Source organism: Comamonas sp. BIGb0124, assembly GCF_003752175.1.
Taxonomy (GTDB): Bacteria; Pseudomonadota; Gammaproteobacteria; order Burkholderiales; family Burkholderiaceae_C; genus Comamonas_F.
The window spans coordinates 341,702-368,252 of record NZ_RJVF01000009.1; the positions used below are offsets into that span (position 1 = coordinate 341,702).

Annotated in this window: 25 protein-coding genes and 1 tRNA gene; 17 read left to right on the forward strand and 9 right to left on the reverse strand. The window is 65.1% G+C overall.

What is annotated here, in order from left to right:
* Nucleotides 1–10: 10 nt before the first annotated feature.
* Nucleotides 11–1,207: an enoyl-ACP reductase FabV gene (gene fabV / locus EC845_RS07750; RefSeq protein ID WP_123296853.1), complete on the reverse strand. Its 1,197-nt coding sequence runs from the start codon at nucleotides 1,205–1,207 to the stop codon at nucleotides 11–13.
* 212 nt (nucleotides 1,208–1,419) lie between these two features.
* Nucleotides 1,420–2,229, reverse strand: coding sequence for an aspartate dehydrogenase (locus tag EC845_RS07755; protein WP_123296855.1), 810 nt, complete (start codon nucleotides 2,227–2,229; stop codon nucleotides 1,420–1,422).
* A gap of 12 nt (nucleotides 2,230–2,241) precedes the next feature.
* On the opposite strand from EC845_RS07755, the gene EC845_RS22120 reads away from it, so the two are divergent.
* From EC845_RS22120 to EC845_RS07770, 4 genes are all read left to right on the forward strand, one after another.
* Nucleotides 2,242–2,535 carry a hypothetical protein gene (locus tag EC845_RS22120; RefSeq protein WP_148077270.1) on the forward strand — a complete coding sequence of 98 codons (294 nt, stop codon included), beginning with the start codon at nucleotides 2,242–2,244 and terminating at the stop codon, nucleotides 2,533–2,535.
* Between the two features lie 119 nt (nucleotides 2,536–2,654).
* Nucleotides 2,655–2,948, forward strand: a complete 294-nt coding sequence (groES, locus tag EC845_RS07760) for a co-chaperone GroES (protein WP_123296857.1) — start codon at nucleotides 2,655–2,657, stop codon at nucleotides 2,946–2,948.
* Nucleotides 2,949–3,016: 68 nt separating this feature from the next.
* On the forward strand, nucleotides 3,017–4,657 hold the full coding sequence (gene groL, locus EC845_RS07765; RefSeq protein WP_123296859.1) for a chaperonin GroEL: 1,641 nt from the start codon (nucleotides 3,017–3,019) through the stop codon (nucleotides 4,655–4,657).
* A 168-nt stretch (nucleotides 4,658–4,825) separates the two neighbouring features.
* Entirely contained in the window at nucleotides 4,826–6,106 is a 1,281-nt protein-coding gene (locus tag EC845_RS07770; RefSeq protein WP_123296861.1) for an aspartate carbamoyltransferase, read from the forward strand.
* 141 nt (nucleotides 6,107–6,247) lie between these two features.
* Here EC845_RS07770 and pgi read toward each other — a convergent pair whose 3' ends face one another.
* Both pgi and tal read right to left on the reverse strand, forming a co-directional pair.
* On the reverse strand, nucleotides 6,248–7,831 hold the full coding sequence (gene pgi, locus EC845_RS07775) for a glucose-6-phosphate isomerase (RefSeq protein WP_123296863.1): 1,584 nt from the start codon (nucleotides 7,829–7,831) through the stop codon (nucleotides 6,248–6,250).
* Nucleotides 7,832–7,948: 117 nt separating this feature from the next.
* On the reverse strand, nucleotides 7,949–8,896 hold the full coding sequence (gene tal, locus EC845_RS07780; RefSeq protein WP_123296865.1) for a transaldolase: 948 nt from the start codon (nucleotides 8,894–8,896) through the stop codon (nucleotides 7,949–7,951).
* A 251-nt stretch (nucleotides 8,897–9,147) separates the two neighbouring features.
* On the opposite strand from tal, the gene EC845_RS07785 reads away from it, so the two are divergent.
* The 4 genes from EC845_RS07785 to galU all read left to right on the forward strand — a co-directional run bounded on the left by EC845_RS07785 (nucleotide 9,148) and on the right by galU (nucleotide 13,324).
* Nucleotides 9,148–9,753, forward strand: coding sequence for a lipocalin family protein (locus EC845_RS07785; RefSeq protein ID WP_233597983.1), 606 nt, complete (start codon nucleotides 9,148–9,150; stop codon nucleotides 9,751–9,753).
* 101 nt (nucleotides 9,754–9,854) lie between these two features.
* Nucleotides 9,855–11,312: a glucose-6-phosphate dehydrogenase gene (gene zwf / locus EC845_RS07790; protein WP_123296869.1), complete on the forward strand. Its 1,458-nt coding sequence runs from the start codon at nucleotides 9,855–9,857 to the stop codon at nucleotides 11,310–11,312.
* 51 nt (nucleotides 11,313–11,363) lie between these two features.
* On the forward strand, nucleotides 11,364–12,212 hold the full coding sequence (locus tag EC845_RS07795) for a MurR/RpiR family transcriptional regulator (protein ID WP_123297974.1): 849 nt from the start codon (nucleotides 11,364–11,366) through the stop codon (nucleotides 12,210–12,212).
* A 230-nt stretch (nucleotides 12,213–12,442) separates the two neighbouring features.
* A complete protein-coding gene (galU, locus tag EC845_RS07800) occupies nucleotides 12,443–13,324 on the forward strand; it encodes a UTP--glucose-1-phosphate uridylyltransferase GalU (RefSeq protein WP_123296871.1) in 882 nt (293 codons plus the stop codon).
* Nucleotides 13,325–13,415: 91 nt separating this feature from the next.
* Here the strand turns inward: galU and EC845_RS07805 are convergent, their stop codons facing one another.
* From EC845_RS07805 to cysM, 3 genes are all read right to left on the reverse strand, one after another.
* On the reverse strand, nucleotides 13,416–13,673 hold the full coding sequence (locus EC845_RS07805; RefSeq protein ID WP_123296873.1) for a sulfurtransferase TusA family protein: 258 nt from the start codon (nucleotides 13,671–13,673) through the stop codon (nucleotides 13,416–13,418).
* Between the two features lie 64 nt (nucleotides 13,674–13,737).
* Nucleotides 13,738–14,271, reverse strand: a complete 534-nt coding sequence (locus EC845_RS07810) for an NUDIX domain-containing protein (RefSeq protein ID WP_123296875.1) — start codon at nucleotides 14,269–14,271, stop codon at nucleotides 13,738–13,740.
* A 22-nt stretch (nucleotides 14,272–14,293) separates the two neighbouring features.
* Nucleotides 14,294–15,196, reverse strand: coding sequence for a cysteine synthase CysM (gene cysM / locus EC845_RS07815; protein ID WP_123296877.1), 903 nt, complete (start codon nucleotides 15,194–15,196; stop codon nucleotides 14,294–14,296).
* A gap of 77 nt (nucleotides 15,197–15,273) precedes the next feature.
* On the opposite strand from cysM, the gene EC845_RS07820 reads away from it, so the two are divergent.
* Nucleotides 15,274–15,358: transfer RNA gene (locus EC845_RS07820), tRNA-Leu, on the forward strand.
* A gap of 456 nt (nucleotides 15,359–15,814) precedes the next feature.
* On the opposite strand, the gene EC845_RS07825 is transcribed toward EC845_RS07820, so the two are convergent.
* On the reverse strand, nucleotides 15,815–16,039 hold the full coding sequence (locus EC845_RS07825) for a hypothetical protein (protein ID WP_123296879.1): 225 nt from the start codon (nucleotides 16,037–16,039) through the stop codon (nucleotides 15,815–15,817).
* A gap of 523 nt (nucleotides 16,040–16,562) precedes the next feature.
* Between EC845_RS07825 and EC845_RS07830 the strand changes: the two genes are divergently transcribed.
* The 6 genes from EC845_RS07830 (at nucleotide 16,563) to EC845_RS07855 (ending at nucleotide 23,030) form a co-directional block, all read left to right on the forward strand.
* Nucleotides 16,563–18,149 (forward strand): acyl-CoA synthetase, encoded by a 1,587-nt coding sequence (locus EC845_RS07830; RefSeq protein ID WP_123297976.1) that lies wholly within the window; start codon nucleotides 16,563–16,565, stop codon nucleotides 18,147–18,149.
* A 49-nt stretch (nucleotides 18,150–18,198) separates the two neighbouring features.
* On the forward strand, nucleotides 18,199–19,347 hold the full coding sequence (locus EC845_RS07835) for a MaoC family dehydratase N-terminal domain-containing protein (RefSeq protein WP_123296881.1): 1,149 nt from the start codon (nucleotides 18,199–18,201) through the stop codon (nucleotides 19,345–19,347).
* Complete coding sequence (locus tag EC845_RS07840) at nucleotides 19,344–20,576, forward strand: CaiB/BaiF CoA-transferase family protein (protein WP_123296883.1); 1,233 nt, start codon at nucleotides 19,344–19,346, stop codon at nucleotides 20,574–20,576. Before EC845_RS07835 ends, EC845_RS07840 begins: the two co-directional genes overlap by 4 nt.
* Before the next feature lie 217 nt (nucleotides 20,577–20,793).
* On the forward strand, nucleotides 20,794–21,657 hold the full coding sequence (locus tag EC845_RS07845; protein WP_233597984.1) for a tripartite tricarboxylate transporter substrate binding protein: 864 nt from the start codon (nucleotides 20,794–20,796) through the stop codon (nucleotides 21,655–21,657).
* 9 nt (nucleotides 21,658–21,666) lie between these two features.
* Nucleotides 21,667–22,155 (forward strand): PaaI family thioesterase, encoded by a 489-nt coding sequence (locus EC845_RS07850; RefSeq protein WP_123296887.1) that lies wholly within the window; start codon nucleotides 21,667–21,669, stop codon nucleotides 22,153–22,155.
* Nucleotides 22,156–22,307: 152 nt separating this feature from the next.
* A complete protein-coding gene (locus EC845_RS07855; RefSeq protein WP_233597985.1) occupies nucleotides 22,308–23,030 on the forward strand; it encodes an IclR family transcriptional regulator in 723 nt (240 codons plus the stop codon).
* A 48-nt stretch (nucleotides 23,031–23,078) separates the two neighbouring features.
* On the opposite strand, the gene EC845_RS07860 is transcribed toward EC845_RS07855, so the two are convergent.
* Nucleotides 23,079–23,582 (reverse strand): MarR family winged helix-turn-helix transcriptional regulator, encoded by a 504-nt coding sequence (locus EC845_RS07860; RefSeq protein WP_123296889.1) that lies wholly within the window; start codon nucleotides 23,580–23,582, stop codon nucleotides 23,079–23,081.
* 101 nt (nucleotides 23,583–23,683) lie between these two features.
* On the opposite strand from EC845_RS07860, the gene EC845_RS07865 reads away from it, so the two are divergent.
* Entirely contained in the window at nucleotides 23,684–25,609 is a 1,926-nt protein-coding gene (locus EC845_RS07865; RefSeq protein ID WP_123296891.1) for an FAD-binding monooxygenase, read from the forward strand.
* A gap of 140 nt (nucleotides 25,610–25,749) precedes the next feature.
* Nucleotides 25,750–26,472, forward strand: coding sequence for a class II aldolase/adducin family protein (locus tag EC845_RS07870; protein WP_123296893.1), 723 nt, complete (start codon nucleotides 25,750–25,752; stop codon nucleotides 26,470–26,472).
* Nucleotides 26,473–26,551 lie beyond the last annotated feature (79 nt).

Sequence of the window (26,551 nt, forward strand, 5' to 3'; positions counted from 1 at the left end):
GCGGCGGTCTTCAGACCGTGATCACGCCGGGGATGTCGACTTCGACCGCCACATCGGCACCGTAGTCCACGCCCTGCAGGCCAAAACCGAAAAGACGCAGGAAATCCTGCTTGTAGCCGGCAAAGTCGGTCAGCTCGTGCAGGTTCTCGTTGGTCACTTCGTTCCACAGGGCCTTCACGCGGTCCTGCACTTCGGGTGCCAGTTCCTTGTAGTCGGCGCGCAGGCGGCCTTCGTCGTCGAGCACCGGCGTGGCGCTGCACAGGCTGTTGCGGTAGAGCTCGTCGAGCTGCTCGATGCAACCCTCGTGCGTGCCCTGTTCCTTCATCACCTTGAACAGCAGCGAGAGGTACAGCGGCATCACCGGAATGGCCGAGCTGGCTTGCGTCACTACGGCCTTGAGTACCGACACGCGGGCGTCGCCGCCGGTCGCGGCCAGCGTCTCGCGCAGGCCCAGAACCGTGCGGTCCAGATCCTTCTTGGCGGCACCGATGGAGCCGTTCCAGTAGATGGCCTGCGTCACTTCTTCGCCCAGGTAGGTGAAGGCGGTGGTGGTGGCGCCGTCGGCCAGCACGCCGGCTTCGCGCAGCGCCTCGATCCAGAACTTCCAGTCCTCACCGCCCATCACGGCGACGGTGTTGTCGACCTCTTCCTGGCTGGCGGGTTCGAGCGTCACTTCCGTGATCTGTTCCTTGTCGGTATCGATGCCGCGCAGGTGGATGGCGCTGCCGATGGGCTTGAGCGTGGAGGTGTGGACCTGGCCGGTGCGCGGGTGGGTGCGGCGCGGCGAGGCCAGGCTGTAGACGACCTGGTCGACCTGGCCGAGGTCGCGGCGGATGGTCTCGATGGTCTGCTGCTTGACGGCGTCGGAGAACGCATCGCCGTTGATGCTCTGGGCGTACAGGCCTTCCTGGCCGGCCAGCTTGTGGAAAGCGGCGGTGTTGTACCAGCCTGCCGTGCCCGGCTTGCCGTCGGTACCGGCGCGCTCGAACATCACGCCGAGGGTCTGGGCGCCGCAGCCGAATGCGGCGGTGATGCGGGCGGCCAGGCCGTAGCCGGTGGATGCGCCGATCACCAGCACACGCTTGGGGCCGTTGGCGATGGGGCCGCGTGCCTTGATGAAGTCGATCTGTTCCTTGACGTTGGCTTCGCAGCCAACCGGATGGGCGGTCACACAGATAAAGCCACGCACGCGGGGTTTGACGATCATGAGGTTATTCAGTCCAGATGCTAAGGAAGAGGGCGGCCCGTCATCCGGACCGCATGCCACTGCGGGTGGCCACGATGAACCGGATTTTGCCTCATGACGCAGCCCCTGCCGCAGCCTGGGGGCGGCGCGGCAGGCGGCGAGGGCGGGTTTTGACGGGGCTTGTCCACGCGGCCGCCGTGTCGCGCATTCGTGCCGGAGCCGCCGCTGGCCGCTCAGATTCTCCAGGCGGCGCGCCGGTTGAGCACGGCCCGCAAGGCGCTGTAGACGGTCAGTGCCGAGGTCTTGGGGTTGCTGGCGAGCGGCTGGCCGCGCAAGGTGAGCACGAGCGAGCCGAAGGCGCCTTCGGCCCGGAGCTCGTGCACGTTGCCGCCGGCATGCGGGTCGGCGTAGAGCTGGACCTGCGTGCGATCCAGCCCCAGCCCGGCGAGCGACACGGTGGCCGCCACATTGGCATTCCTGGGGTAGAGGCGCGCCGCTTCCCGGGCACTGCCCTCGAAGATGCACAGGGGGCGGTCGAGGTCCTCGAGCGCGTGCAGGGCGGCGGCAGGCGTGCCCTGCCAGGCCGAGGGCGGTTTGCGGCCGACATACGTCACCCGCTCCAGTCCACCCAGTCGTGCCGCGGCCAGCGCGTCGATCGCACCGATGGCGCCGGACACCAGCTCCAGCTGCGAGCCGCCGTCATGCCCGGCCTGTTCGAGCCGCAGGGCCAGTTCGGCATCGCCCAGCGCCCCGATCGATGTCACGATGCAATCCACGCCCCGCGCGAGCGCCGGCAGCACATGGGCCGCCAGGGCGTCATGGCCCGCGCATTCCAGCACCAGATCGACGGGGGCCGGGGCGTCGTCCAGCCGCGCCAGCACGTGCGCGCCGGGCGCCAGCGTGCGTGCAATTCCGCCCGTCGGCGAAGCGGGGTCGCGCAGCACGACGGCGGCCACCCGGACCGAGGGCTCGGTGGCCAGGTGACGCAGCACGGCCGAACCGATGGCGCCGCAGCCGATCACGGCGAGTCGAAGGGGAGGCATGAGAGGGCTCCTGTGGACAACAAAAGCGGCAGCGGCGTGCCGATGAACATCCGGCACCCAGGCCGGATCGATTCGGCATTCTGGCGCTTTTCGGGCCCGCGCGAGCCTTGGCTCACCGTGCTGCGTGACCGCATGCTGCCGCATCGCGACGGCACGCCCACTGCGCCGACATTCGCGCCGCCAGCGCCGTTCCCATCATCAGGGTCACCACCCGGGATCCCCGCCTTTTTTCCCGATTTCGCACGGTCGCGCTTGAAATTTGCCACGCATCCCTTATTATTAGCACTCAAGGGGGGTGAGTGCTAGCAGCGGCCCCGGTGCCGCGATGGCCCACCTCCCCGGCAAAGTTATCGAACGCTGACTTGCAAGAGCCCGCGTTTTTTCTTGTCCATTTCATTCGTATTGCAAGCATTCAAGGAGCAGCAATGAGCAGCCTTCGCCCCCTGCACGATCGCGTGATCGTCAAGCGTCTGGAAAACGAAACCAAGACGGCCTCTGGCATCTACATTCCCGACAACGCCGCCGAGAAGCCTGACCAAGGCGAAGTGCTGGCCGTCGGCCCCGGCAAGAAGAACGACAAGGGCGAACTGATCGCTCTGGGCGTGCAGGTCGGCGACCGCGTGCTCTTCGGCAAGTACTCCGGCCAGACCGTCAAGGTCAACGGCGACGAACTGCTGGTCATCAAGGAAGAAGAACTGTTCGCAGTGGTCGAGAAGTAATCGCGCCGAGCGATCGCCTCTCCCTCTTCACGAACCGACCTTCCCCATCTCATTAGGAGCTCATTCAAATGGCAGCCAAACAAGTAGTTTTCGGTGACGACGCACGTGCAAAGATCGTGCAAGGCGTCAACATCCTGGCCAACGCGGTCAAAGTGACCCTCGGTCCCAAGGGCCGCAACGTGGTGCTCGAGCGTTCCTTCGGCTCCCCCACCGTGACCAAGGACGGTGTGTCCGTGGCCAAGGAAATCGAACTCAAGGACAAGCTGGAAAACATCGGTGCTCAGCTGGTCAAGGAAGTCGCTTCCAAGACCAACGACAACGCCGGTGACGGCACCACCACCGCCACCGTGCTGGCACAAGCCATCGTTCGCGAAGGCTTCAAGTACGTGGCCGCCGGCTTCAACCCCACCGACCTGAAGCGCGGTATCGACAAGGCCGTGACCGCCGTCGTCGCCGAAATCAAGAACATCGCCAAGCCCACCACGACTTCCAAGGAAATCGCCCAGGTCGGCTCCATCTCGGCCAACTCCGATGAAGACGTCGGCCAGATCATCGCCAACGCCATCGACAAGGTCGGCAAGGAAGGCGTGATCACCGTTGAAGACGGCAAGAGCCTGATCAACGAACTCGACGTCGTCGAAGGCATGCAGTTCGACCGCGGCTACCTGTCGCCCTACTTCATCAACAACCCCGAAAAACAAGTTGCCCTGCTGGACAACCCCTTCGTGCTGTTGTTCGACAAGAAGATCAGCAACATCCGCGACCTGCTGCCCACGCTGGAACAAGTCGCCAAGGCTGGCCGTCCCCTGCTGATCATTGCCGAAGACGTCGAAGGCGAAGCCCTGGCGACTCTGGTGGTCAACACCATCCGTGGCATCCTGAAGGTCGTGGCCGTCAAGGCGCCTGGCTTCGGCGACCGCCGCAAGGCCATGCTGGAAGACATCGCCATCCTGACGGGCGGCAAGGTCATCGCAGAAGAAGTCGGCCTGACCCTCGAGAAGGTCACCCTGGCTGACCTGGGCCAAGCCCAGCGTGTCGAGATCGGCAAGGAAAACACCATCATCATCGACGGTGCCGGTGCAGCCGACGACATCGAAGCCCGCGTCAAGCAAATCCGCATCCAGATCGAAGAAGCGACCAGCGACTACGACCGTGAAAAACTGCAAGAGCGCGTGGCCAAGCTGGCCGGCGGTGTTGCCGTGATCCGCGTCGGTGCTGCCACCGAAGTCGAACTCAAGGAAAAGAAGGCTCGCGTCGAAGACGCCCTGCACGCCACCCGCGCTGCAGTGGAAGAAGGCGTGGTTGCCGGTGGTGGCGTGGCTCTGCTGCGTGCCCGTTCCGCGATCAAGGACCTCAAGGGTGACAACGCCGATCAGGACGCCGGTATCAAGATCGTGCTGCGCGCGGTCGAAGAACCCCTGCGCCAGATCGTTGCCAACGCCGGCGACGAACCCAGCGTGGTCGTGGCCCGCGTGCTCGAAGGCACGGGCAACTTCGGCTACAACGCCGCCAACGGCACCTACGGTGACCTGGTGGAACTGGGCGTGCTGGATCCGGCCAAGGTGACCCGCTCGGCGCTGCAGAACGCCGCATCGGTGGCCAGCCTGATCCTGACGACCGACGCCATCGTGGCCGAGCTGCCCAAGGACGACGCACCGGCCGGCGGCGGCATGCCCGACATGGGTGGCATGGGCGGCATGGGCATGTAAAAGCCCTGCCGGTCCAAGGGGCAGCGCCAGCCGCCGCCCCGTGTGCCCAGCCAAAAAAGCCGCGAACCTTCGGGTTCGCGGCTTTTTTTTGGATCATCGCGCAACAGACGCGACAGCGACGGCAAAAATCGATACTATACGCACCGTGTATATTGAGGATGCCGCCTTATGAGTGCCCAGCAAACTTTCCTGCGCGATGCGATGCGTCGCCTGAACATGACCCGCGAGGCCTTCGCCACACGCATCGGCGTGTCGCGCCGGGCACTGGACACCTGGCTGCTTCCGGACGATTCCCAGGAGTCGCGCGCCATGCCGGAAATCGTCGAGCGTTTTGTCACCGAGATCCTGCAGCGCCAAGAAGAATCGACGCAGAGCGTACACAGTCAGCCTCTGGCCGATGCCATCGCCTTCGAAGGCCGTCCCCAGTTGCTGTCCGTCGACCAGTTCACCCGTGAATCGGCCGAGGCGCTGTTCCGGGTCGCCGACATCATGCAGCCCATCGCCCGCCGCCAGAAGATTTCACGTGTACTCGAAGGCGCGGTGCTGGGCAACCTGTTCTTCGAGGCCAGCACCCGCACGCGGGTGAGCTTCGGGGCTGCCTTCTGCCGCCTGGGTGGATCGGTGTGCGACACCACGGGCTTCACCTTCTCGTCCATGGCCAAGGGCGAATCCATCTACGACACCAGCCGCGTCATGGCCGGTTATGTCGATGCGCTGGTCGTGCGCCACCCCGAGCAGGGCTCGGTGGCCGAGTTCGCACGCGCCACCAACATCCCCGTCATCAACGCCGGCGACGGCCCGGGCGAACACCCGAGCCAGGCACTGCTCGACCTCTACACCATCCAGCGCGAGTTCTCGCGGCTGGGCAAGCTGGTCGACGGATCCCACATCGCGCTGGTCGGCGACCTGAAGTACGGCCGCACCGTGCATTCGCTGTCCAAGCTGCTGGCGCTCTACAAAGGCATCAAGCTCACGCTGATTTCGCCGCCCGGCCTCGAAATGCCGTCCTACGTGGTCGACCGCCTGGCGAAGAACGACCATGTGATCGAGCAGACCCATGACCTCAACAAGGGCCTGGCCGGTGCCGATGTGGTGTACGCCACTCGCATCCAGAAGGAGCGTTTCAAGGACGAGTCCTTCGAGGGCTACACCCCCGAGTTCCAGATCAACAAGGCCACGCTCGATGCCGCCTGCGGTCCCGACACGCTGGTCATGCATCCGCTGCCGCGCGACGGTCGGCCCGATGCCAACGACCTGAGCACCGATCTCAACCATGACTCGCGCCTGGCCATCTTCCGCCAGACCGACAACGGCATCCCCGTGCGCATGGCGATCTTTGCGGTCCTGCTGGGCGTGGATGGCCAGGTGCAGCGTTCCATGCGCGACGCCACCTGGCGCCGACCCACCATGGTGGGCCCGGACGACGCGGTCTTCCACGGCATCGACTGAACGCCCGAACGCCCGTTGCGGGGCGGCCGTTTCAGACAAGAAAGCCCTGCGGCACACCGGCGCCGCAGGGCTTTTTCATTGGGGATAGCGGCCCGGCAGCAAAGCCCAGGGGCTTGCGGGCCGGTGCTCAGCGCCGGTGACTCAACCCTGCAACTGGCGGACCAGCGCGGCCGTCGAGGCGTCGAGACCCTGCACGTCGCCCGAAGCCAGCCGGGGCTCGATGTCCTTGGCCAGCACCTTGCCCAGCTCGACGCCGAACTGGTCGAAGCTGTTGATGCCCCACAGCGCGCCGCTGGTGAAGACCCGGTGCTCGTACAGTGCGATCAGGGCGCCGAGCGAGGCCGGATCCAGCCGTTCGAGCACCAGGAAGGTACTGGGGCGGTTGCCGGGGAAGTCGCGTGCGCCGTCCGCGCCCTGCTGGCCCTGCAGAAACGCCTGGGCCTGGGCGATCGCGTTGGCCAGCAGCTTGGCATGGTGGCCGGGCAGGGTGTGGGCGGCTTCGCGCGTCACGATGAACTCGACCGGAACCACGTCCGTGCCCTGATGCAGCATCTGGAAGAAGGCGTGCTGGCCGTTGGTCCCGGGTTCGCCCCAGACCACCGGCGAGGTGCCGATCGGCAAGGCCTGGCCCTGGCGGTCCACACGCTTGCCGTTGCTTTCCATCTCGAGCTGCTGCAGATAGGCCGGCAGACGGCGCAGGCCCTGGTGGTAAGGCGCCACGCAGCGGCTGGTGTAGCCGTGGAAATTGCGATACCACACGTCGAGCAGGCCCAGCCGCACCGGCAGGTTCTGCGCCAGCGGGGCGGTGCGGAAGTGCTCGTCCATGGCGGCTGCGCCACCCAGGAAGGCGTCGAAGTGCTCGGCACCGATGGCGATGGCGATCGGCAGACCGATCGACGACCAGAGCGAGTAACGGCCTCCCACCCAGTCCCAGAAACCGAAGGTGGTCGTGATGCCGAACTCGGCAGCGGCCTTGACGTTGGTGGTCAGCGCCGCGAAGTGGCGCGCCACGTCGGTGCCGCCCTCGGCCTCGAACCAGGCGCGTGCCGAACGCGCATTGGTCATGGTCTCGATGGTGGTGAAGGTCTTGGAGGCGACCAGGAACAGCGTGTTCTGCGGCTTGAGCCCTGCCAGCACACCCGCCAGCTCGTGGCCGTCGATGTTGGAGACGAAATGCAGCCGCTTGCCCGGATGGCGGTAGGCCTCGAGCGCCAGCACGGCCATCTGCGGGCCCAGATCGGAACCGCCGATGCCGATGTTGACGATGTCCGTGATGCTGTCGTCGGCCCGCACCCGCTCGGCGTAGGCCAGCATGGCCGCGCGCGTCTGCCGCACCTCTTCGACATCGATGGCCGCGCCCCAGGCGCATTCCTGCGCCAGCGCCTGGCTGCGCAGCGCCACATGCAGCACCTGGCGCTGCTCGGTGTTGTTGATGGGCAGGCCCGCGAACATGGCGTCGCGCCAGGCCGCCAGACCGCTCTGTTCGGCCAGCTCGAGCAGCAGTTGCTCGGTCTGTGCGTCGATGCGGTTCTTCGACAGATCGGCGCTGATGTAGGGCGCCGTCTGGCGGAAGGCCTCCACCCGGCCCGCATCCTGGGTCAGCGCCTGACGCGCATCGAAGTCTCGGCCCTGCGCCGCGAAATGCGTGTGCAGGGCCTGCCAGGCGACCGTCTGGTCGCAACGCGTGGTTGCCGGCAGGTTGGGCAAGGCGGAGGTATCGGTCATCGTGTCTTCAGGGGCCTCGGGGGGCGGGTGGATTGAGAAAAGGCCTGCGGGGAGCATCGCTCGCCCGGCAGGCCCTGGTGGTGCGGCCGTCGGGTCCGGCCGCGGCATGTCGGCGGATCAGGCCGCTGCGATCAGCTTGTCGAGCTTGACGGCGTCGGCGGCAAAGGCGCGGATGCCTTCGGCCAGCTTCTCGGTCGCCATCGCGTCTTCGTTGAGCGCATAACGGAAGCTGGCTTCGTCGTAAGAGACCTTTTCCAGCTTCAGCTGTCTGGCGGCCTGGGCATCGAGTGCCTGGGGCAGGGGATCGTTGCTCTCGGCCAGCTTGGCCAGCAGATCGGGACTGATGGTCAGCAGGTCGCTGCCGGCCAGCGCGGTGATCTGTCCGACGTTGCGGAAGCTGGCGCCCATCACCTCGGTGTCGATGCCGAAGTGTTTGTAGTAGTTGAAGATGGCGGTGACCGACTTCACGCCCGGATCGTTGGCGCCGGCGTTGTCCGCCTCGTTCCAGTCCGCGCCGGCGGATTTTTTGTACCAGTCGTAGATGCGGCCGACAAAAGGCGAGATCAGCTTGACGCCGGCGTCGCCGCAGGCCACGGCCTGTGCGAACGAGAACAGCAGCGTCAGGTTGCAGTGGATGCCTTCCTTCTCGAGCTTCTCGGCGGCACGGATGCCTTCCCAGGTGGAGGCGATCTTGATCAGCACACGGCTGGTGTCGATGCCTTCGGCCTTGTACAGGTCGATGATGCGATGGGCGCGGTCGTACGTGGCCTGCGTGTCGAACGACAGGCGGGCGTCGACTTCGGTCGATACACGGCCCGGGATCAAGGCCAGGATCTCCTTGCCGAAACGCACCAGCAGGTGGTCGATGATCTCGTCGACGGGCTTGCCCCGGTGCGCGGCCACGGTTTCGTTGAGGAGGGTGGCGTAGTCGGACTTCTGCACCGCCTTGAGGATGAGCGACGGATTGGTCGTCGCATCCTGCGGCTGGTAGGCGCTGAGTTGTTTGAAGTCACCGGTGTCGGCCACAACGGTGGTGAGTTGCTTGAGGGCGTCGAGTTGGGTCATGGTCACATTATTACGTGCTGAAGGCCGTATTTTGTGTCAGCAATGGCCGACAAGGAGCCGGGCGCTTTGTCCGATCAACTTTGAGGCGTGCTGGCACCATAGTCTGACCTATGACCCTATTCGCCAAAAATACGCATACCAAAGACTACGCCGCGCCCCGGCGTGCGGCTTCTGCCGTCGCATCCGCCCGGCGACAGCTCGCCAAAGCCCCTTTGCCCAAAGAGGCCTTGGCGAAAGTCGAGCGCCTTGCCGTGGTGCCGAAAAAAGTCCGGCGCGCCTCGTCGGGCGCCAAGGCCGGAGCGGTGCTCGGCATAGCCGGTGTCGCCGGCGTGGCCGCCTATCTGGCCGTTCGGCACTGGCGCAGCGGACATGAAGGGCAGACGCTGCCGGTGGTCGCCGACGTCGACCTGGCCCGTTACGCCGGTACATGGTACGAGCAGGCCCGCCTGCCCAACCGCTTCCAGCGCAACTGCGGCGGCCAGGTCAGCGCGCATTACAGCGTGCGCGCCGACGGCACGGTGGGCGTGCTCAATCGCTGCGTCGGCCGTGACGGCCACGTCGAGGCCGTACAGGGCGTCGCCAAGCGCATGCCGGTTGCGGGCGTGTCGTCTCCCGGCCGCCTGGCGGTCCGTTTTGCCTCGGCCTGGCTGAGCTGGCTGCCGCCGGTCTGGGGCGAGTACTGGGTGATCCAGCTCGACGAGAACTACCAGTACGCCCTGGTCGGCACGCCCGATCGTCGTTTCCTGTGGATCCTCTCACGCCGGCCCCGCCTGCAGGAGTCCAAGGTGCGCGAGCTGCTCGAGTATGCTGGCGCACTGGGTTTTCCGGTGAGACGCGTGATCCGTACGGCCGTCTGACCTCTGTCCGCGATGGGCAAAACCTCCCGCTGCGGCCATCGGTTCTGAAACTCCGTTACATTGGTGGCCTGTTTCGTTTATTGTCCCGACGTCACACCACCATGAGTTTTGATCTGGTTTTATTCGGCGGTACCGGCGATCTGGCGTGGCGCAAGCTCATGCCGGCGCTGTTCCAGGCTTTCCGTCACGGCACGCTCCCCGAGGGCGGCCGCATCATCGGCGTCGGCCGCGACGATGCCAGCCACGAGGACTACCGCCAGCGCATCGGCGAGCGGCTGGCGCAGGTCGAGACGGCCAAGCGCCCCAATCCCGACGAGTTCGCGAAGTTCGCCTCGCTGCTGTACTACCAGCGCATGGATGTCTCCAAGAGCGAGGACTTCCAGGCGCTCAAGCGCACCCTGGCAGAACGCGATGCGGACACGGTGGTGATGTATCTGGCGACAGCGCCCACCCTCTTCACCCAGGTGATCGAACAACTGCAGGCCGCGGCGCTCAACTCGCCGCGCACCCGCATCGTGCTCGAGAAACCGCTGGGCTACGACCTGGCCTCGAACCGGGCCATCAACAGCAAGGTGGGCGAGGTCTTCGACGAGAACCAGGTCTTCCGCATCGACCACTATCTGGGCAAGCCCTCGGTGCAGAACCTGATGGCGCTGCGTTTCGGCAATGCCATCTTCGAGCCGCTGCTGCGCCGCGAGAACGTGGCCAACATCCAGATCACGCTGGCCGAAGAGCTGGGCGTCGAGAAACGCGGGCCCTTCTACGACAACACCGGCGCGCTGCGCGACATGGTGCAGAACCATGCGCTGCAACTGCTGTGCGCCATCGGCATGGAGCCGCCCATCAGCGACCATGCCGATGCGATCCGCGACGAAAAGCTCAAGGTGCTGCGTGCGCTCAAGCCCTGGACGCCCGAAACGCTGACCCAGCATTCGGTGCGGGGCCAGTACGACGCCGGCACCATCAACGGCCAGCGGGTGCCCGCCTACCGCGACGAGCAGGGCGTGAATCCCGAGACCCATACCGAAACCTTTGTGGCGCTGCGCACGGAAATCGTCAGCTGGCGCTGGGCCGGCGTGCCGTTCTACATTCGCACCGGCAAACGGCTGGCCGGCCGCGACGGGCGCATCGTGATCAATTTCCGGCCCGTTCCGCACAGCATCTTCAAGCTGCCCGGCGGCGGTGCGGCCAACCAGCTGGTGATCAACCTGCAGCCGCGCGACGGTCTCGAACTGCACCTGATGGCGCAGGGTGCCAACAACCGGCGCAACATGGATGCGCTGTCGTCGGTGCAGCTCGACCTGGATTTCGACAAACGTTTCGGCAGCGAGCGGGTCGGGGCCTACGAGCGCCTGCTGCTCGACGTGATCGATGGCCGGCTCAATCTGTTCGTGCGGGCCGACGAGCAGGAAGAAGCGTGGCGCTGGGTCGAACCCCTGATCGAATACTGGAAGCAGGACAGCAGCGGTCCCCGTTCGTACCCCTCGGGCACCTGGGGCCCCAGCGCCTCCAGCGCCATGATCGCGCGCGACGGTTATCACTGGAGCGAAGAGTCTTGAGGCAGCGCAAGGCGGCTATGCTTGCAGCCTGCTCTTTTCTCCCTGATCAACATGCTTGACCGCATCAAGGCCTCTCTGCCTTCCCTGGCCCCCGCCGAACAGCGGGTGGGCCAGCTCGTGCTCGACGACCCCCGTGCCTTTGCCACCCAGCCCGTGAGCCTGCTGGCCCAGCGAGCCAGCGTGAGCAAGCCGACGGTCGTGCGGTTCTGCCGCAGCATGGGCTACGACGGTCTCAGCGATTTCAAGCTCAAGCTGGCGGGCAGCGTGAGCGAGGGCGTGCCTTTCATTCACCGCAGCGTCGACACCGACGACAAGACCAGCGATGTGCTGGTCAAGGTCCTCGACAACACCGTCGCGGCTTTCCTGAAGTACCGCAACGACGCCAGCGGCCATGCGATCGAGCTGGCGGTCGGTGCCCTCATGACGGCCTATCGGGGCGGGCATCGCATCGAGTTCTACGGCGTGGGCAACTCGGGCATCGTGGCTCAGGATGCACAGCACAAGTTTTTCCGTCTGGGCCTGCACACCGTGGCCTACAGCGACGGGCACATGCAGATCATGAGTGCCTCGGTGCTGCGTCCGGGCGATTGTGTGGTGGTGATCTCGAACTCGGGCCGCACGCGCGATCTGATCGATGCCACCGAGATCGCGCGGCGCCACGGTGCCACGGCCATCGTCATCACGGCCAGCGGTTCGCCCCTGTCCGCCCTGGCCGACATCCATCTGGCGGCCGATCACCCCGAAGGCTACGACCGCTACAGCCCCATGGTCTCGCGCCTGCTGCACCTCACCATCATCGACATCCTGGCCACATGCGTGGCATTGCGCATCGGCGGCCAGACCCTGCGCCCCATGCTCGAGGAAATGCGCGAGAACCTGCGCGACAAACGTTATACCTGAGTGTCCGGCACCGGTCCGGCATGCACGGTACACCTCTTTTGCCGCATGATGATTCGGGCGCACTCGGCGCCCGCACCGTGCAGGCGGCGCGGCTCCGTCCTACGTGGCGTGCCGTTTCGCACGCCTTAAGGTAAGCATCGCGTTCGTTTCCTTGCCTTCACCCGCCGCAAGGGCGGCGCAGGCAGCCGATTCGGGCGCCTCCCTGACTGAGAACTTCGACACTTTTCGATATGACCCGCAAAAGCATCCTCCAGAAAGCCGTGTTTCCTGTTGCCGGCCTCGGTACCCGGTTCCTGCCCGCCACCAAGGCGCAGCCCAAGGAAATGCTGCCGGTGGTCGACAAGCCGCTGATTCAGTACGCCGTCGAGGAGGCCTATGCCGCCGGCGTGCGCCACATGATCTTCGTCAACGGCCGCAACAAACGCGCCATCGAGGACCATTTCGACACCGCCTACGAGCTCGAGCACGAACTCGAGCTGGCCGGCAAAAAGGAGTTGCTCGCCTTGGTGCACAGCCTGATGCCGGCCGACATGGTGTGCTCGTATGTGCGGCAGCCGCGCATGCTGGGCCTGGGCCACGCCGTGCTGTGCGCACGCCATCTGGTGGGCAACGATCCTTTTGCCGTGCTGCTGGCCGACGACCTGATGATGGGCGAGCCGCCGGTGCTGGCGCAGATGGCCGAGCAGTTCGAACAACTGCAGGCTTCGGTGCTCGCCGTGCAGGAAGTGCCGCTCGACCAGGTCAAGCGTTACGGCATCGTGGCCGGCGACAGCGCCGGCGAACGCCTCACCAAGGTCAACCAGATCATCGAGAAACCCAGTCCCGACAAGACGCCCTCCCGCATCGGCGTGGCAGGCCGTTATGTCCTCACGCCGGCCATCTTCGATCTCATCGCCCGCCAGAAGAGCGGCGTCGGCGGCGAGATCCAGCTGACCGACGCGATTGCGGACCTGACCCAGCAGGAATCCGTCTACGCCTACCAGTACAAGGGCAAACGCTACGACTGCGGCAGCAAGGAAGGTTTCCTGGAGGCCACCGTCGAGCTGGCGCTCAAGCACCCGCAGGTGGGTGCGTATTTCCGCGATTACCTCAAGGGATTAAAGATCGATTGATGGCGGCACAGCCTCATCGCCGACAACGGACGGGCCTTTGGGGCCCGTTTTTTTGGCCTGCCGGCTGCCGCGAGCCCGGCAGGGCCCCGGTTCAGCGGCGGCGCAGGAAATGGATGTGCACGTCGCCTTCCGTGCGCTGCTCGACCAGCGTGTGACCGGTCTGTTTGGCGAAGGCCTGGAAATCCGGCGTGGAATGGCGGTCGGTGGCCAGCACACGAAGCACCTGGCCCGAAGCCATGGTGTTCAGCGCCTTCTTGGCCTTGAGGATGGGCAGCGGGCAGCTCAGGCCACGTGCGTCGACTTCGAGATCGAAGGCTGCAGGGGAGGGTGAGGCGTTGGAATCGGTCATGGGGTGAAAGCAATGGAGCGGGGCCGCTGTCCGCTGAAAACCGCGGCAGCCGAAGACCCCTCGTTCAGCGGCGGAACTCGGTGAATTCGGGCTCATGGCCGCGCGAACGCAGCCACTGGGCCAGGGCCTGCCCGGTGCCGGCAGGCCAGCATTTGACGCGGTCGAGATCGAACAGCTTGTACTCCACCAGCTCGGGCGAGAGCCGGATCTCGCCGTCGGCCACCGCGTGGTAGGCGATGATGATCTGGTTCATGCGTTCGAAGCTCCAGACGCCGAGCAGATCGAGCGACTGGGTCTCGAGGTTGGTTTCCTCGCGGATCTCGCGGGCGATGCCTTGCTCGGCCGTCTCGCCGGCTTCCATGAAACCGGTGATGAGCGCGAACTGCCGGCCCGTCCAGGCCGCGTTGCGTGCCAGCAGCACCTGGCCCCGGTACTCGATGACGGCAGCGAGCACGGGTGTCGGGTTGTTCCAGTGGGTCCAGCCGCAGGCGGTGCAGCGCAGGCGAGCCTTGGCGCCACCGTCCTCGTCCAGCGTCACCTCGCGCAGCGGCGTGGCGCACTGCGGGCAGAAGCGGGGAGAGGGCGGCGAATCGCTCATGGCGGCAGCGGTGCCGGGGCCATCAGGCCGGGAACACGCCGGTGCTGAGGTAACGGTCGCCGCGGTCGCAGACCACGAAGACGATGGTCGCGTCCTCGACCTCGCCGGCGATCTGCTGGGCCACCCACAGCGCGCCGGCGGCCGAGATGCCGGCAAAGATGCCTTCCTCGCGGGCCAGTTGGCGGCAGGTGTGTTCGGCATCGGCCTGCGAGACGTAGACCAGCCGATCCACGCGCGAGGCGTCGTAGATCTTGGGCAGGTATTCTTCCGGCCACTTGCGGATGCCGGGGATGCGCGAGCCTTCCTGCGGCTGGGCGCCGATGATCTGGATGGCCGGATTCTTTTCCTTGAGGAAACGGCTGACGCCCGTGATGGTGCCCGTGGTGCCCATGGCGCTCACGAAATGGGTGATGCGTCCGCCCGTCTGTTCCCACAGTTCGGGACCGGTGGTCTCGTAATGGATGCGCGGGTTGTCGAGGTTGGCAAACTGGTCGAGCATGCGGCCCTTGCCCTCGGCCTGCATTTTCTCGGCCAGATCGCGGGCGTATTCCATGCCGCCGCTCTTGGGCGTCAGCACGAGTTCGGCGCCGAAGGCCTTCATCGTCTGCGCGCGTTCGATCGACAGGTCCTCGGGCATGATCAGCACCATGCGGTAGCCCTTGATGGCCGCGGCCATGGCGAGGGCGATGCCGGTGTTGCCCGAGGTCGCTTCGATCAGCGTGTCGCCGGGGTGGATTTCGCCACGTTCCTCGGCCCGCACGATCATCGACAGGGCCGGCCTGTCCTTGACCGAGCCGGCGGGATTGTTGCCCTCGAGCTTGGCGAGGACGACATTGCGGCGCGCTGCGTTGGCGCTGGCCTGGATGCGCTGCAGCGCAACCAGAGGCGTCTTGCCGACGGCCTGTTCGATGGTGGGGTAGTTCATGGAATGCGTCATGGGCGCTATTGTGCGTCCAGTGGCGTGAGGAGGGTCAAACCTGGTTAGAATACCCCCTCTCACTGGCCGAAGTGGCGAAATCGGTAGACGCAGGGGACTCAAAATCCCCCGCCGCAAGGTGTGCCGGTTCGAGTCCGGCCTTCGGCACCATAGACGCAAGCGCTATGGTTTTCAAGTGAGTTCGCGCATGGCTTTTGTGTTCGTTTCCGCGTTCGTCTGACGGCCTTTGTGCGGTATTGATCTCTGTGGTCCGTTTCGACGCCGTTTGCACGTCGCCGGCCAGATCTGCACCCCGCTTCCGCATGCCGCGCAGCGACATCCCCCTGATGTCTCTTTGTCGCGCGCCTCTTCCCCCTCGATCTCGCCGTATGCCGGCGCTCAGCGGCCTGCCTGTCGGCGTCGCCAGCAGCATGATGCAAGAGGAAACCATGGCCTCGCGCCTTGCCGCAATGCTGGTCAGGGAGACTGCGATCGCCCGTGTCGCTGAAGCGGCGGGCGGCCCACACCGCAAGCCGCCTCATCCCGAAGACCTTGAAAGCCGCGCCCCCGGTCAGGCTCGATGGCCTCTTCCTCGGGGACTGATCGCGGCAAAGACGTGGACGAGGCTCAATCGAGCCATTTGACTTGCACGTCCGAGTAGCCTCTGACGGCGAGGATCTCGGACACCGGGAGCTCGGGCAGTTCGCCGTCTTCGTCTTCCGCGCGCACGGCGCCGCTTTCGTGGGTCAGGCGAAACAGCAGCAGTTCTTCGGCCGGGAGCTTGGACTCATGGGCGCCGTACTTGACCAGTCGCTGCGTTCGGTAGTGATAGAGCAATTCGTAGTTGTGCATGGGCATCTCGGCAGGACAGACCTGAATGCTACCGCCTGCGCGAGGCAAGATCGCCTTCGAGCCCTTGGATCGTGAGACTTGACTCCGCTTGAAACCCGCCTGACCGCTCCAGACGCGCAAGTCCACACGGCGGTTTCTATCCTGGAGCCCCATGCCCAATGAGGGTCGGGACATACCCTTGACTTCATCGCGTCGAGGCCGGGGGGCACGCGCCGCGCATGGCGTTTTGCGCGACATCGGCGCGTGAATGAGCCAGGGCTGACATCCCCGGCCTGCGGACGGATCGTCGATGCTCGAAAAGTGAGCAGGCAACGGAATCCCGGCAAACGGATCCCAGGAATTTTCGATCTCGAATCACTGTTCGGACCGGCTGTTTTCGTCGCCGGAAACTGCGCCGCTGCACCCAGAAAAAACCGGTCATTGACCAGATTAGTTTTGTATTAGTACAAATAGACGATCCATTTGACAAAAGAAAGGTGAAACTCAACACTGCATTCAATCGTCAACGACTTGGATGCAGAAGATGAAAAAGCTGACCGATTTCCAGAGCTACGCCGATGCGCAGAAGGCGTTCTCGCCGGATCGACTGTGGGATCTGATGGAGGGCGACCGCGCCCATCTGAACATCGCCACGGAGTGCGTGGACCGGTATGCGGCTTCGGGGCGCGACGCGCTGATCGTGGTGAAGGCCGAGGGAGGCGAGGAGGTCATCGCTTACGCGGAACTGTCGGCGAATTCGTCGCGCTTTGCCCACTGGCTCGAAGCCCAGGGCGTCGTGCCCGGCGATCGCGTCGCCATCATGCTGGAGCCCTCTTCGGCTTTCTACACGGCGATGTTCGGCGTCATCAAAAGCGGCGCCATTGCGGTCCCGCTCTTCACGCTGTTCGGGCCCGACGGCATACGGCTTCGCGTCAACGACTGCCGTCCGGCCTTGCTGATCACCAATCGCGAAAAGGCCGATGCGGCCCGTTCGACCGGGCACCCGAATGTCCAGATCTTCGACGAGCGGCTTGTCGACGACCTGAGCCGTTTCTCGCCGAGCTACACGCCTCGCTCGAAAGCGGACGATCTGGCGGTTTTTCAGTACACCTCGGGCACGACGCGCGAGCTGCCCGAAGCGGTCAAGCACACGCACAAGGCCTTGGTCACGCTCATGGTGGCTGCACTGTATGGAACGGGCCTGCGTCCGGGCGACCGCTTTTTCTGTCCGTCATCGCCTGCCTGGGGTCACGGACTGTGGCACGGCACGCTGGCACCGCTGGCGCTGGGTTTGACGGTGGGCGCATACAGCGGCCGTTTCAACCCCGAACGGCTGTTGCAGGCGCTCGCGGCGCACCGGTTCACCAACATGTCGGCCGCTGCCACGCACTACCGGATGATGAAGAACTGCGGCAAGGCAGGCGAGTACCGGTTCTTTTTCGAGAAGCTGTCGTTCACCGGCGAGCCGATCGACGACGACACGGCGGATTTCATCCATGAAACCCTGGGCCTGGAAGTCTGCAGCATGTATGGCACCACCGAGATCGGCGTGGTGCTGGCCAGCTACCCCGGCGCACCGGATTTCGAGGTCAAGCGCGGATCGCTGGGCAAGGCCGTTCCGGGTACCGAGGTGCAGGTCCACGACGCCGAGGGCCAGCCCTGCCCTGCAGGCGTGACCGGCCAACTGGTGGTGCGCCGCCGCGGCGAATGGATTCCCACGAAAGACCTCGGCCGGACCGACGAAGACGGCTATTTCTACCATGGCGGACGGGCCGACGACGTGATCATCTCGGCGGGCTGGACCATGAGCGCGGTCGAGATCGAGAACGTCATGCTGATGCATCCGGATGTGCTCGAGGCTGCGGCCATCGGGGTTCCGGACGCCGTGCGGGGACAGGTCGTCAAGGCCTTTGTCGTGACGAATCGCCCGGCCGGCCAGCACCAGGCGCTGGCCCTCGAGATCCAGGAACTGGTCAAGACCAAGCTCAGCCAGCACGAGTACCCGAGGCATGTGGCCGTGGTCTCGGAACTCCCCAAAACCCCTGCCGGCAAGGTGCATCGCAAGGTTCTGCGCGAGCGCGAGCTGGCGGACCGGGACCGAGACGAACACGCCGCCTTTGCAACGGCTTGAAGCCCGCCATTTTTTTTCCACCCCCGCAAGTCACTCAGGAGCAGTCAACATGGACATGAAGGTACAGCGCAGCTTTCCCAAGATCACGGACAACGGGCTGGACGATCTCCGCCAACGCATCGGCGTCAAGATCGGCCAGACCGCCGAGCCCTGGTGCCACGAAGCGACGCGAGACAACATCCGCCATTACGCGCATGGCATCGGCGACGACAATCCGCTTTGGTGCGATCCCGCCTATGCAGCCAAATCGCATTACGGCGGCATCGTGGCCCTGCCGAGCTTTCTGTTTTCGACGAGCCGTATCGTTTCGGGCTATGTCGGCGGCCTGCCGGGTGTGCACGCGATGTGGTCGGGTGCCGATTGGACCTGGCACAAGCCGGTCTTCCGCAACGACGAGATCCACACGGAAGCCCATCTGAAAGACCTGGTGGAACACCAGACCCGTTTTGCGGGCCGGGCGATCCAGCAGATCTACCACGTCGATTTCTTCAACCAGAGCGGCGACAAGGTCGCGGAAGCCGACAGCTGGTGTTTCCGAACCGAGCGGGATCATGCCCGCGAACAGGGCACGAAATACCAGGAGGCGCGTGAACGCGGTCCTCGCACCTACACCGATGAAGAATTGGGCGAAGCCTACAAACTCTACCGGGACGAGGAAATCCGCGGAGCCGTTCCGCGCTACTGGGAAGACGTCAACGAAGGCGATGCCCTGCCGGTGATGTTCAAGGGACCGATGACGGTCACCGGCTTCATCGCCTACGCCCAGGGCTGGGGTGGCCTGTACATCCGCGCCAACAAGCTGGCCTGGCAGTTGATCGATGCCCATCCGGGTGTCGGCATCAAGAACCGCTTCGGCATTCCGGATGTCCCCGAGCGTGTGCATTGGGAAGAGGATTTTGCACTCGAAGTCGGCGCCCCCGGTGCTTACGACTACGGCCCGGAACGCACTTCGTGGCTCACCCATCACCTGACCAACTGGATGGGCGACACGGGCTTCCTGCACAAGGCGAGCTGCAAGATCCGCCGCCACAATCCCGAGGGCGACATGCTGTTCATCAAGGGCAAGGTGGTGCGCAAGTATGTTCAGGACGGCAAGTCCATGGTGGACATCGAACAGGTGGCCCACAACCAGGACGACGAGCTGTCGGTGATCGGCGGCGGCACGATCATTCTCCCGACGCGCCAGGCACGGCCATGAGCGAAGCCCGAGCAGGGGCCCTGCAGGGGCTGAAGGTGGTGGATCTGACCCGGGTCCTTGCAGGGCCCTTGTGCACCCAGATGCTTGCGGACCACGGCGCGGAGGTGGTGAAGGTGGAGCCACCGTCCGGCGACGAGACCCGCAAGCTCCTGCCCCCGGTCACGCCGAGCCGGCAATCCGCTTATTTTTCGGCGCTGAACCGGGGCAAACAATCGATCAGCCTCGATCTGTCCACCCCTGACGGCCAGGACGTGCTCCACGCCTTGCTGTCGGATGCCGATGTGCTGGTGGAGAACTTCGTTCCCGGCACGCTCGAGCGCTGGGGGCTGGGCTACGAGCAGGCGCTGGCGGCCCGTTATCCCGCCCTGGTGTTCTGCAGCATCAGCGGTTTTGGACCCGATGGTCCGCTGGGCAGCCTGCCGGGCTACGACGCCGTGCTGCAAGCCGCGTGCGGCTTGATGAGCATCAACGGCGATGCGGCGTCGGGGCCCACGAAACTGGGCATTCCGGTGGTCGACCATCTCACCGGCTACGTTGCGCTCTCGGGTTTGTTGATGGCGTTGCGGGCGAGGGACCGCGACGGCCAGGGCCAGCGTGTCGAGGTGACGCTCTACGACACCGCCATCAGCCTGCTGCTGCCGCACGCCGCCAACTGGATCTACTCGGGCGAATGCCCCAGGCCTCTGGGCAGCGCGCATCCCAATATCGCGCCCTACGACAAGATCCGGGCCGCCGACGGGGACGTGTTCGTCGGGGTCGTCAACGACGGCCAGTTCAGAAGGTTCTGTGCGGCGATCGGCCGCGAGTCGCTGGTGGCCGACGTGCGTTTTTCGAACAACGAGAAACGGGTCACGCACAGGACGGCCCTGAAATCCGAGATCGAATCGGTCACCGGCACGTGGCCGGCCGAAGGACTCGCGCAGACGCTGATGAAGGCCGGGGTGCCGGCGGCCTGTGTCAACAACGTCGCTGCGGCATTGAATCATCCGCACACCGCCCACCGCGAACTGCTGGTGCACGGGGAGGGCGGCTACACCGGCCTGCGATCGCCGATGAAATTGATGGGCACGCCTGCCGTTCCGGGACGCGCGCCGCCGGCCTTCGACCAGGATCGGCAGGCCATCCTCGCGCGGATCGGGGCTTCGGAAAGGGATTTCCGCGTTGACGTCGCTGCCGCTTCCCGTGAATCTGCATCGACCCGAGAGGTGCAGGAGGTTCACATGAAGTAGGACCCGGCACCTTGGCGATCGGCACTCTCGGCTTTCCTCTGCGGCGGATTCGGTCCGGCCTGGACACGAAAGCCTGCGAACCGGAGAAGTTCGCACAACAAACGATATGGAGACAGACATGAGACTGATGACACTTGCAGTGGCCTGTGCGGCATGCCTATTCGCATCCCCCGTGCTTCATGCCGAGACTTATCCATCGCGGCCGATAAGAATCATCGTGGCCTATCCCGCCGGGCAGGGAACCGACATCGCCACCCGCTATCTGGCCGACCAGGTCGGCCGGGATCTCGGCCAGCCCATCGTGATCGACAACCGGCCGGGCGCCGGCGGCAATCTCGGCACCGACATGACCGCCAAATCGGCGCCGGACGGCTACACGCTGACCATGGGAACCAATGCCACGCATGTGCTCAACGAGTTCCTCTATTCCAATCTGTCGTACAGCCCCGCCAACGATTTCGAGCCCATCCTCATGGTCGGCACCTTTCCCATGGTGCTGGCCGTCGAGCAGCATTCGCCGTTCACGACCGTGCAGCAGTTGCTGGCCGCGGTCAAGTCCAAGCCCAGGGCGGCCGACATCGCGATGCCCAGCACCAGCGCGCGGCTGGTGGTCGAACTGCTCAAGGAGACCTCGGGCGCACAGCTGTTCGGTGTGCCCTACAAGGGATCGGGCGCGGCCATCACCGACCTCATGGGGAGCCAGTTGCCCGCGATCGTCGACACCCCGACCAGCCTGCGGCCCCATATCGCCGCAGGAAAAATCAGGCCGCTGGCGCTGACCTCGAAGCAGGAAAGCCCACTGATGCCCGGGGTTCCGACCATTGCCGAGCAGGGCTTCTCGGGTTTCGAGGTCATCGCCTGGAACGCGCTCTACGCTCCCAAGGGCACTTCCAAGGAGATCGTGGGCAAACTCAATGCGGCCTTCAACCGAGCCTTGTCGAAACCCGAGACGCGGCAGAAGCTGCTCGAGTTCGGTTTCGAGCCGGCAGGCGGCAGTGCCGAGACGCTGAGTGCCTTCGGCAAGCAGGAGCGGACCAAGTGGCAGGGCGTGATTTCCGCTGCGGGCCTGAAGGTCGACTGAGTGGCCGCCATGACGCCTTCACGAGAAAACGCAGAGCCCGGGGCGGTCCGGGAACTCGAGGCCAAGCTGTATGCGGACGGCTGGCGGCGGCACGATTCCACCGGATTCCTCAACGCCTGCGGACCGCTCTGGACGCGGCGGGAAGACGGCGAGTGGGGTTACGGCATGCTGGCGACATCGCGGCATCTGAATCCGGCCGGGGTTCTTCACGGCGGCGCGCTGCTCACGCTGGTGGACCATGCCGTGAGCACCGTGGCCTGGCAGGCGTGCGGCCGCATACCCTGTCTCACCCTTCAACTGGACGGGCATTTCGTCGGCGCAGTGGCGCCGCTGAGTTTCGTCGAGGTGAGGGCGGCCGTGCGCCAACGCACCCGCGGCCTGGTGTTTCTCCATGCCTGCGCAGCCGTCGGCGAGGTCCCTGTTTTCCAGGCGCAGGCCATCATGAAGATCGTCCAGCCGAAACGACCCGAGGCGATCGAGTCGGGGCCATCGGCATGAACCTGCATGCCCCCCCGTGGATGCCGTGGGGCCCGCCGGCTTCGGGTAAGCTCGTTGCACCGACGAAACGTCGTCGCCAACAGACAGCGAGCCATATGCCAGTTGATGGGCCAACGAAAGCGAAGGACGTCAGGGTGCGTCCGGTCCCCGCGGTGAGTCGCTCGATCGCCATCCTGAGGCTGCTCGGCGAGGCCAGGCCGGGGCTGGGCGTGAAAGCGATCGCCGACCGGCTGGGCCTGGTGCCGAGCACATGCCTGCACATCCTGCGGGTGCTGGTCGAAGAGAACCTGGTCCAGATCGAGCCTGCGACCAAGCGTTATTCGCTGGCCGCCGGCATGATCAGCCTGGCCCGAAGCGTTCTGGACGGCGGCAGTTTCGCCAGCCGGGTGCAGCCGGGTCTCGATCGCCTGGCCACGGCACACGGCGTGACCGCCATGGGTGTCGAGGTGACGTCGCATCACAGCGTCATCGTGCTGGCGCTGTCCAAGTCGAATCAGCCTTTCCGGCTGCATACGGATGTGGGGAGTCAATTCTCGAGTCTGGTGAGTGCAACCGGCAGATTGGTCGCCGCCCAGGGCGACTACACCGATGCCAAGCTCAAGAAGATCTTTTCGGCGATCCAATGGGACGATGCGCCGACCTTTGCGCGCTGGAAGGACGAGGTCAAGCTGGCCCGGGAACAGCAGTGGGCCCTGGACCGCGACCATTTCGTGCGGGGCCTCAGTGTCGTGGCGCTGCCTTGTTTCGGTTCGGCCGGCCAGCTCACGCACACGATCGTCGCCGTGGGGCTGAGCAGCCTGATGGACTCCGGGACGGTGGGCAAGCTGGTTCACGACATGCGGCTCGAAGTCAAGGCGCTGTCGGGCGGGCAGTGATGCCGAGCCTGCCGAAACACCGCCCGGCCCCGTGTGCGGATCTCGGCCTCAGTCTTTTTCCGAACCGGCGTCGGCGGCCGAACCGGATTGCTCGTGATGGGCAATGACCTTCTTCATCAGCCGGATGAATGCCTGGCGCTCGGTTGCCGACAGCGGCTCCAGCATGCGGTCCTGCGCCTGCAGCACAGGGGGAATCACGGCATCGAGCAACGCGCTGCCGTCGGGGGTGAGATTGAGCAGCCTGACGCGCCGGTCCTGCGCTGAAAAACTCCGTTTGAGCAGACCCCGGGCCTCCAGCCGGTCGATGACGCCGCCGATCGTGGAGGTGTCGAAACTGACCGAGCGGGCCAGCGTGCGCTGGTCGATGCCCGGCTGATCGGCGACGGTGCGGAGCACCGCGAACTGCACCGGTGTGACGGCCGAAGCCTCGGTTTCCTGCATGAAGACGGCGACGGCGATCTGCTGAAGACGCCGGATGCTGTGACCCGGGTAGTTCTCCAGCTCCAGGCTGGGGGACAGGGTGGAAAACTTCAAATCGATCTCGCTCGCCATGGTTAACCCTTGTTGTGTGCCGTGATTGTCTCATTGCAAAATGATCAGCATGCTGATGATATGTGTGCTTTTCAATAAAACAGTTTGCTGAAGGACGTTCCATGCAGTTCCATTTCGATGGGTTCAGACCGGGAGACCCCCGGGTCTCCGTCGCCAATCCCCACGCGCCGCTGCACGACGGCGATGCCACGCCATCCCAGGTCGATGTGCTCATCGTGGGCTGCGGTCCCGCCGGGCTGACCCTGGCGGCGCAGCTGGCGGCCTTTCCGGACATCCACACCTGCATCGTCGAGCAGAAGGACGGCCCGTTGCAACTGGGCCAGGCCGACGGCATCGCCTGCCGGACGATGGAAATGTTCGAGGCCTTCGGTTTCAGCGAACGGGTGCTCCAGGAATCCTGCTGGATCAACGAGGTGACGTTCTGGAAACCGGACGAGCGGAATCCGGATGCCATCGCCCGCCATGGCCGGGTGCAGGACACGGAAGACGGCCTGTCGGAGTTCCCGCATGTCGTGCTGAACCAGGCGCGGGTGCATGACTTCTATCTGGAGCGCATGCGCAACGCGCCGAACCGGCTGGAGCCGCACTATGCGAGGCGGGTCGTCGACATCGAGATCGATCCACAGGCCGCGGACTATCCGGTCACCGTCCGGCTGGAGCGGCTGGCCGGCCCTCGCCAGGGCGAGGTCGAGACGGTGAAGGCGCGTTATGCCGTCGGCTGCGACGGTGCGCGCAGCGGCGTGCGCAAAGCCATCGGCCGGCAACTCGTGGGCGATTCGGCCAACCATGCCTGGGGCGTGATGGACGTGCTCGCCGTCACCGACTTTCCCGATATCCGCCACAAGGTGGCCATACAGTCGGCCCATGGCAACCTGCTGATCATTCCACGCGAAGGCGGCCACCTGGTGCGTTTCTATGTGGAGATGGACAAGCTGGGCGAGGCCGAGCGTGTGGCCAGCCGCAACATCACGTCCGATCAGCTCGTCGAGGCGGCGCAGCGCATCCTTTCGCCCTACACCCTGGCGGTCAAGGAGGTGCCGTGGTGGTCGGTCTACGAGATCGGCCAGCGCATCTGCGACAAATACGACGACGTGCCGGGAGTCGGGACGGGCGAGCGTTTTCCGCGCGTGTTCATTGCCGGCGATGCCTGCCATACACACAGCCCGAAGGCGGGTCAGGGCATGAACTTCTCGATGCAGGATACCTTCAATCTGGGTTGGAAACTGGCGGCGGTGCTGCGGGGTCAGGCCAGGCCGGAATTGCTGCATACCTATTCCGAGGAGCGGCAGGTGGTCGCGCAGGAGCTGATCGATTTCGATCGCGAGTGGGCCCGGATGTTCAGCGACCGGCCGCGCCACGAGGAAGAGGGCGGCGCCGCTGCGGGCGTGGACCCCAAGGCGTTCCAGGCTTATTTCGAACAGCATGGCCGATTCACGGCCGGTGTCGGCACGCATTACCGCCCCTCGCTCATCTGCGGTGAATCGACGCACCAGAATCTGGCCACCGGTTTCGTGATCGGTACACGCCTGCATTCGGCACCCGTGCTGCGGGTCAGCGATGCCCGACCGGTGCACCTGGGCCACGCGGGCAAGGCCGATGGCCGCTGGCGGCTGTATGCATTCGCCGGCGCGAACGATCTGCAGGACAGGCAGGCGGGCATTCACGCCTTGTGCGAGTTCCTGTCGCAGTCGCATGATTCGCCTGTTCGTCGCCATACGCGTCCCGGCCAGGATGTCGATGCGGTCTTCGATGTGCTGGCGATCTTTCAGCAAAGGCACACCGAGGTGGCCATCGACCATCTGCCCGGCCTGTTGCTGCCGCCCAAGGGCCGATTCGGCCTGCGGGACTACGAGAAGGTGTTCTGCCCGGATTTCAAGCACGGTCCCGACGTCTTCGATCTGCGCGGCATCGACCGGGCGCAAGGGGCGCTGGTCGTGGTGCGTCCCGACCAGTACGTCGCGCATGTCCTGCCGCTTGCCGCCCATGCCGAGCTCGCCGCTTTCTTTCGGCGATTCATGCTGGATTGACGTGACGTGTCCTTTTCCAGGCGCCTTGCGATGCACGCGGCACGCCGGACCTTCGAGGGTTCCGGTTGTGCCGTCGTCCACCCCTGCCCATCCCTTCCCGCAACTGCGGACCGCTTCCTTCCTTCATCGAAAGCACCATCATGTCCCTCGCCGTCCCTGCAGATCTTGTCGACCCGCTCGTCCTGGCCAATCGCATTCTCTATGACCAGGGCGTGGTGGATGGCCTGGGGCATGCCAGCGTCCGCCATCCCACGGAGCCCGGTGTGTTCCTGCTGTCGTGCAACCGGGCACCGGGCCTTGTCCGGCGCCAGGACATCACGTGTTACGACTTCGACGGCAACACGCTGTCGGACCAGAAGGAGCGGCCCTACCTCGAGCGTTTCATCCATGCCGAGATCTACCGCGAGCGCCCCGATGTCATGGCGGTGGTGCACAGCCACTCGCCCAGCGTGATTCCTTTCGCCATCACGCACAACGCGCTGAAGCCGGTCTTCCACATGTCGGGTTTCCTGGGCGAGGGCTCGGCCCACTTCGAGATCCGCGAGGCCGGCGGCAACACCGACATGCTCATCAGCAGTTCGTACCTCGGTGCCGCGCTGGCCCGCTCGCTGGGGCGCCACAGCTGCGTGCTGATGCGCGGCCATGGCTCGACGGTGGTCGGCACCTCGTTGCAGCAGGTGGTCTACCGCGCCATCTATGCCGAAGTGAACGCCAAGCTGCAGCTCGGCGCGCAGGCGCTGGGAGAGATCACGTTCCTCAATGCCGAAGAGGCCCAGCTGTCCTCGGACATGAACGACGGGCAACTGCCGCGTTCGTGGAGCCTCTGGGTGCGCCGCCTCGGCGAGATCGACCTCGACCGCTGAGACCCAATCGGCAGGCGGCCTGCATCCCGCGCAGGCCGCATCGGCGCATCGCGCATCGCGCAGACGAAGACCCCAAGAC

Excerpts from the sequence above, each read along its gene's own strand:
- EC845_RS07825 (WP_123296879.1), bottom strand. The coding sequence starts at position 16,039 with ATGCACAACTACGAATTGCTCTATCACTACCGAACGCAGCGACTGGTC.
- tal (WP_123296865.1), bottom strand. The coding sequence starts at position 8,896 with ATGACCCAACTCGACGCCCTCAAGCAACTCACCACCGTTGTGGCCGAC.
- fabV (WP_123296853.1), bottom strand. The coding sequence starts at position 1,207 with ATGATCGTCAAACCCCGCGTGCGTGGCTTTATCTGTGTGACCGCCCAT.
- EC845_RS07805 (WP_123296873.1), bottom strand. The coding sequence starts at position 13,673 with ATGACCGATTCCAACGCCTCACCCTCCCCTGCAGCCTTCGATCTCGAA.
- galU (WP_123296871.1), top strand. The coding sequence starts at position 12,443 with ATGACCCGCAAAAGCATCCTCCAGAAAGCCGTGTTTCCTGTTGCCGGC.
- EC845_RS07840 (WP_123296883.1), top strand. The coding sequence starts at position 19,344 with ATGAGCGAAGCCCGAGCAGGGGCCCTGCAGGGGCTGAAGGTGGTGGAT.
- groL (WP_123296859.1), top strand. The coding sequence starts at position 3,017 with ATGGCAGCCAAACAAGTAGTTTTCGGTGACGACGCACGTGCAAAGATC.
- pgi (WP_123296863.1), bottom strand. The coding sequence starts at position 7,831 with ATGACCGATACCTCCGCCTTGCCCAACCTGCCGGCAACCACGCGTTGC.
- EC845_RS07770 (WP_123296861.1), top strand. The coding sequence starts at position 4,826 with ATGAGTGCCCAGCAAACTTTCCTGCGCGATGCGATGCGTCGCCTGAAC.
- EC845_RS07865 (WP_123296891.1), top strand. The coding sequence starts at position 23,684 with ATGCAGTTCCATTTCGATGGGTTCAGACCGGGAGACCCCCGGGTCTCC.
- EC845_RS07830 (WP_123297976.1), top strand. The coding sequence starts at position 16,563 with ATGAAAAAGCTGACCGATTTCCAGAGCTACGCCGATGCGCAGAAGGCG.
- EC845_RS07850 (WP_123296887.1), top strand. The coding sequence starts at position 21,667 with ATGACGCCTTCACGAGAAAACGCAGAGCCCGGGGCGGTCCGGGAACTC.
- groES (WP_123296857.1), top strand. The coding sequence starts at position 2,655 with ATGAGCAGCCTTCGCCCCCTGCACGATCGCGTGATCGTCAAGCGTCTG.
- EC845_RS07810 (WP_123296875.1), bottom strand. The coding sequence starts at position 14,271 with ATGAGCGATTCGCCGCCCTCTCCCCGCTTCTGCCCGCAGTGCGCCACG.
- EC845_RS07870 (WP_123296893.1), top strand. The coding sequence starts at position 25,750 with ATGTCCCTCGCCGTCCCTGCAGATCTTGTCGACCCGCTCGTCCTGGCC.
- cysM (WP_123296877.1), bottom strand. The coding sequence starts at position 15,196 with ATGAACTACCCCACCATCGAACAGGCCGTCGGCAAGACGCCTCTGGTT.
- EC845_RS07795 (WP_123297974.1), top strand. The coding sequence starts at position 11,364 with ATGCTTGACCGCATCAAGGCCTCTCTGCCTTCCCTGGCCCCCGCCGAA.
- zwf (WP_123296869.1), top strand. The coding sequence starts at position 9,855 with ATGAGTTTTGATCTGGTTTTATTCGGCGGTACCGGCGATCTGGCGTGG.
- EC845_RS07755 (WP_123296855.1), bottom strand. The coding sequence starts at position 2,229 with ATGCCTCCCCTTCGACTCGCCGTGATCGGCTGCGGCGCCATCGGTTCG.
- EC845_RS07835 (WP_123296881.1), top strand. The coding sequence starts at position 18,199 with ATGGACATGAAGGTACAGCGCAGCTTTCCCAAGATCACGGACAACGGG.
- EC845_RS07860 (WP_123296889.1), bottom strand. The coding sequence starts at position 23,582 with ATGGCGAGCGAGATCGATTTGAAGTTTTCCACCCTGTCCCCCAGCCTG.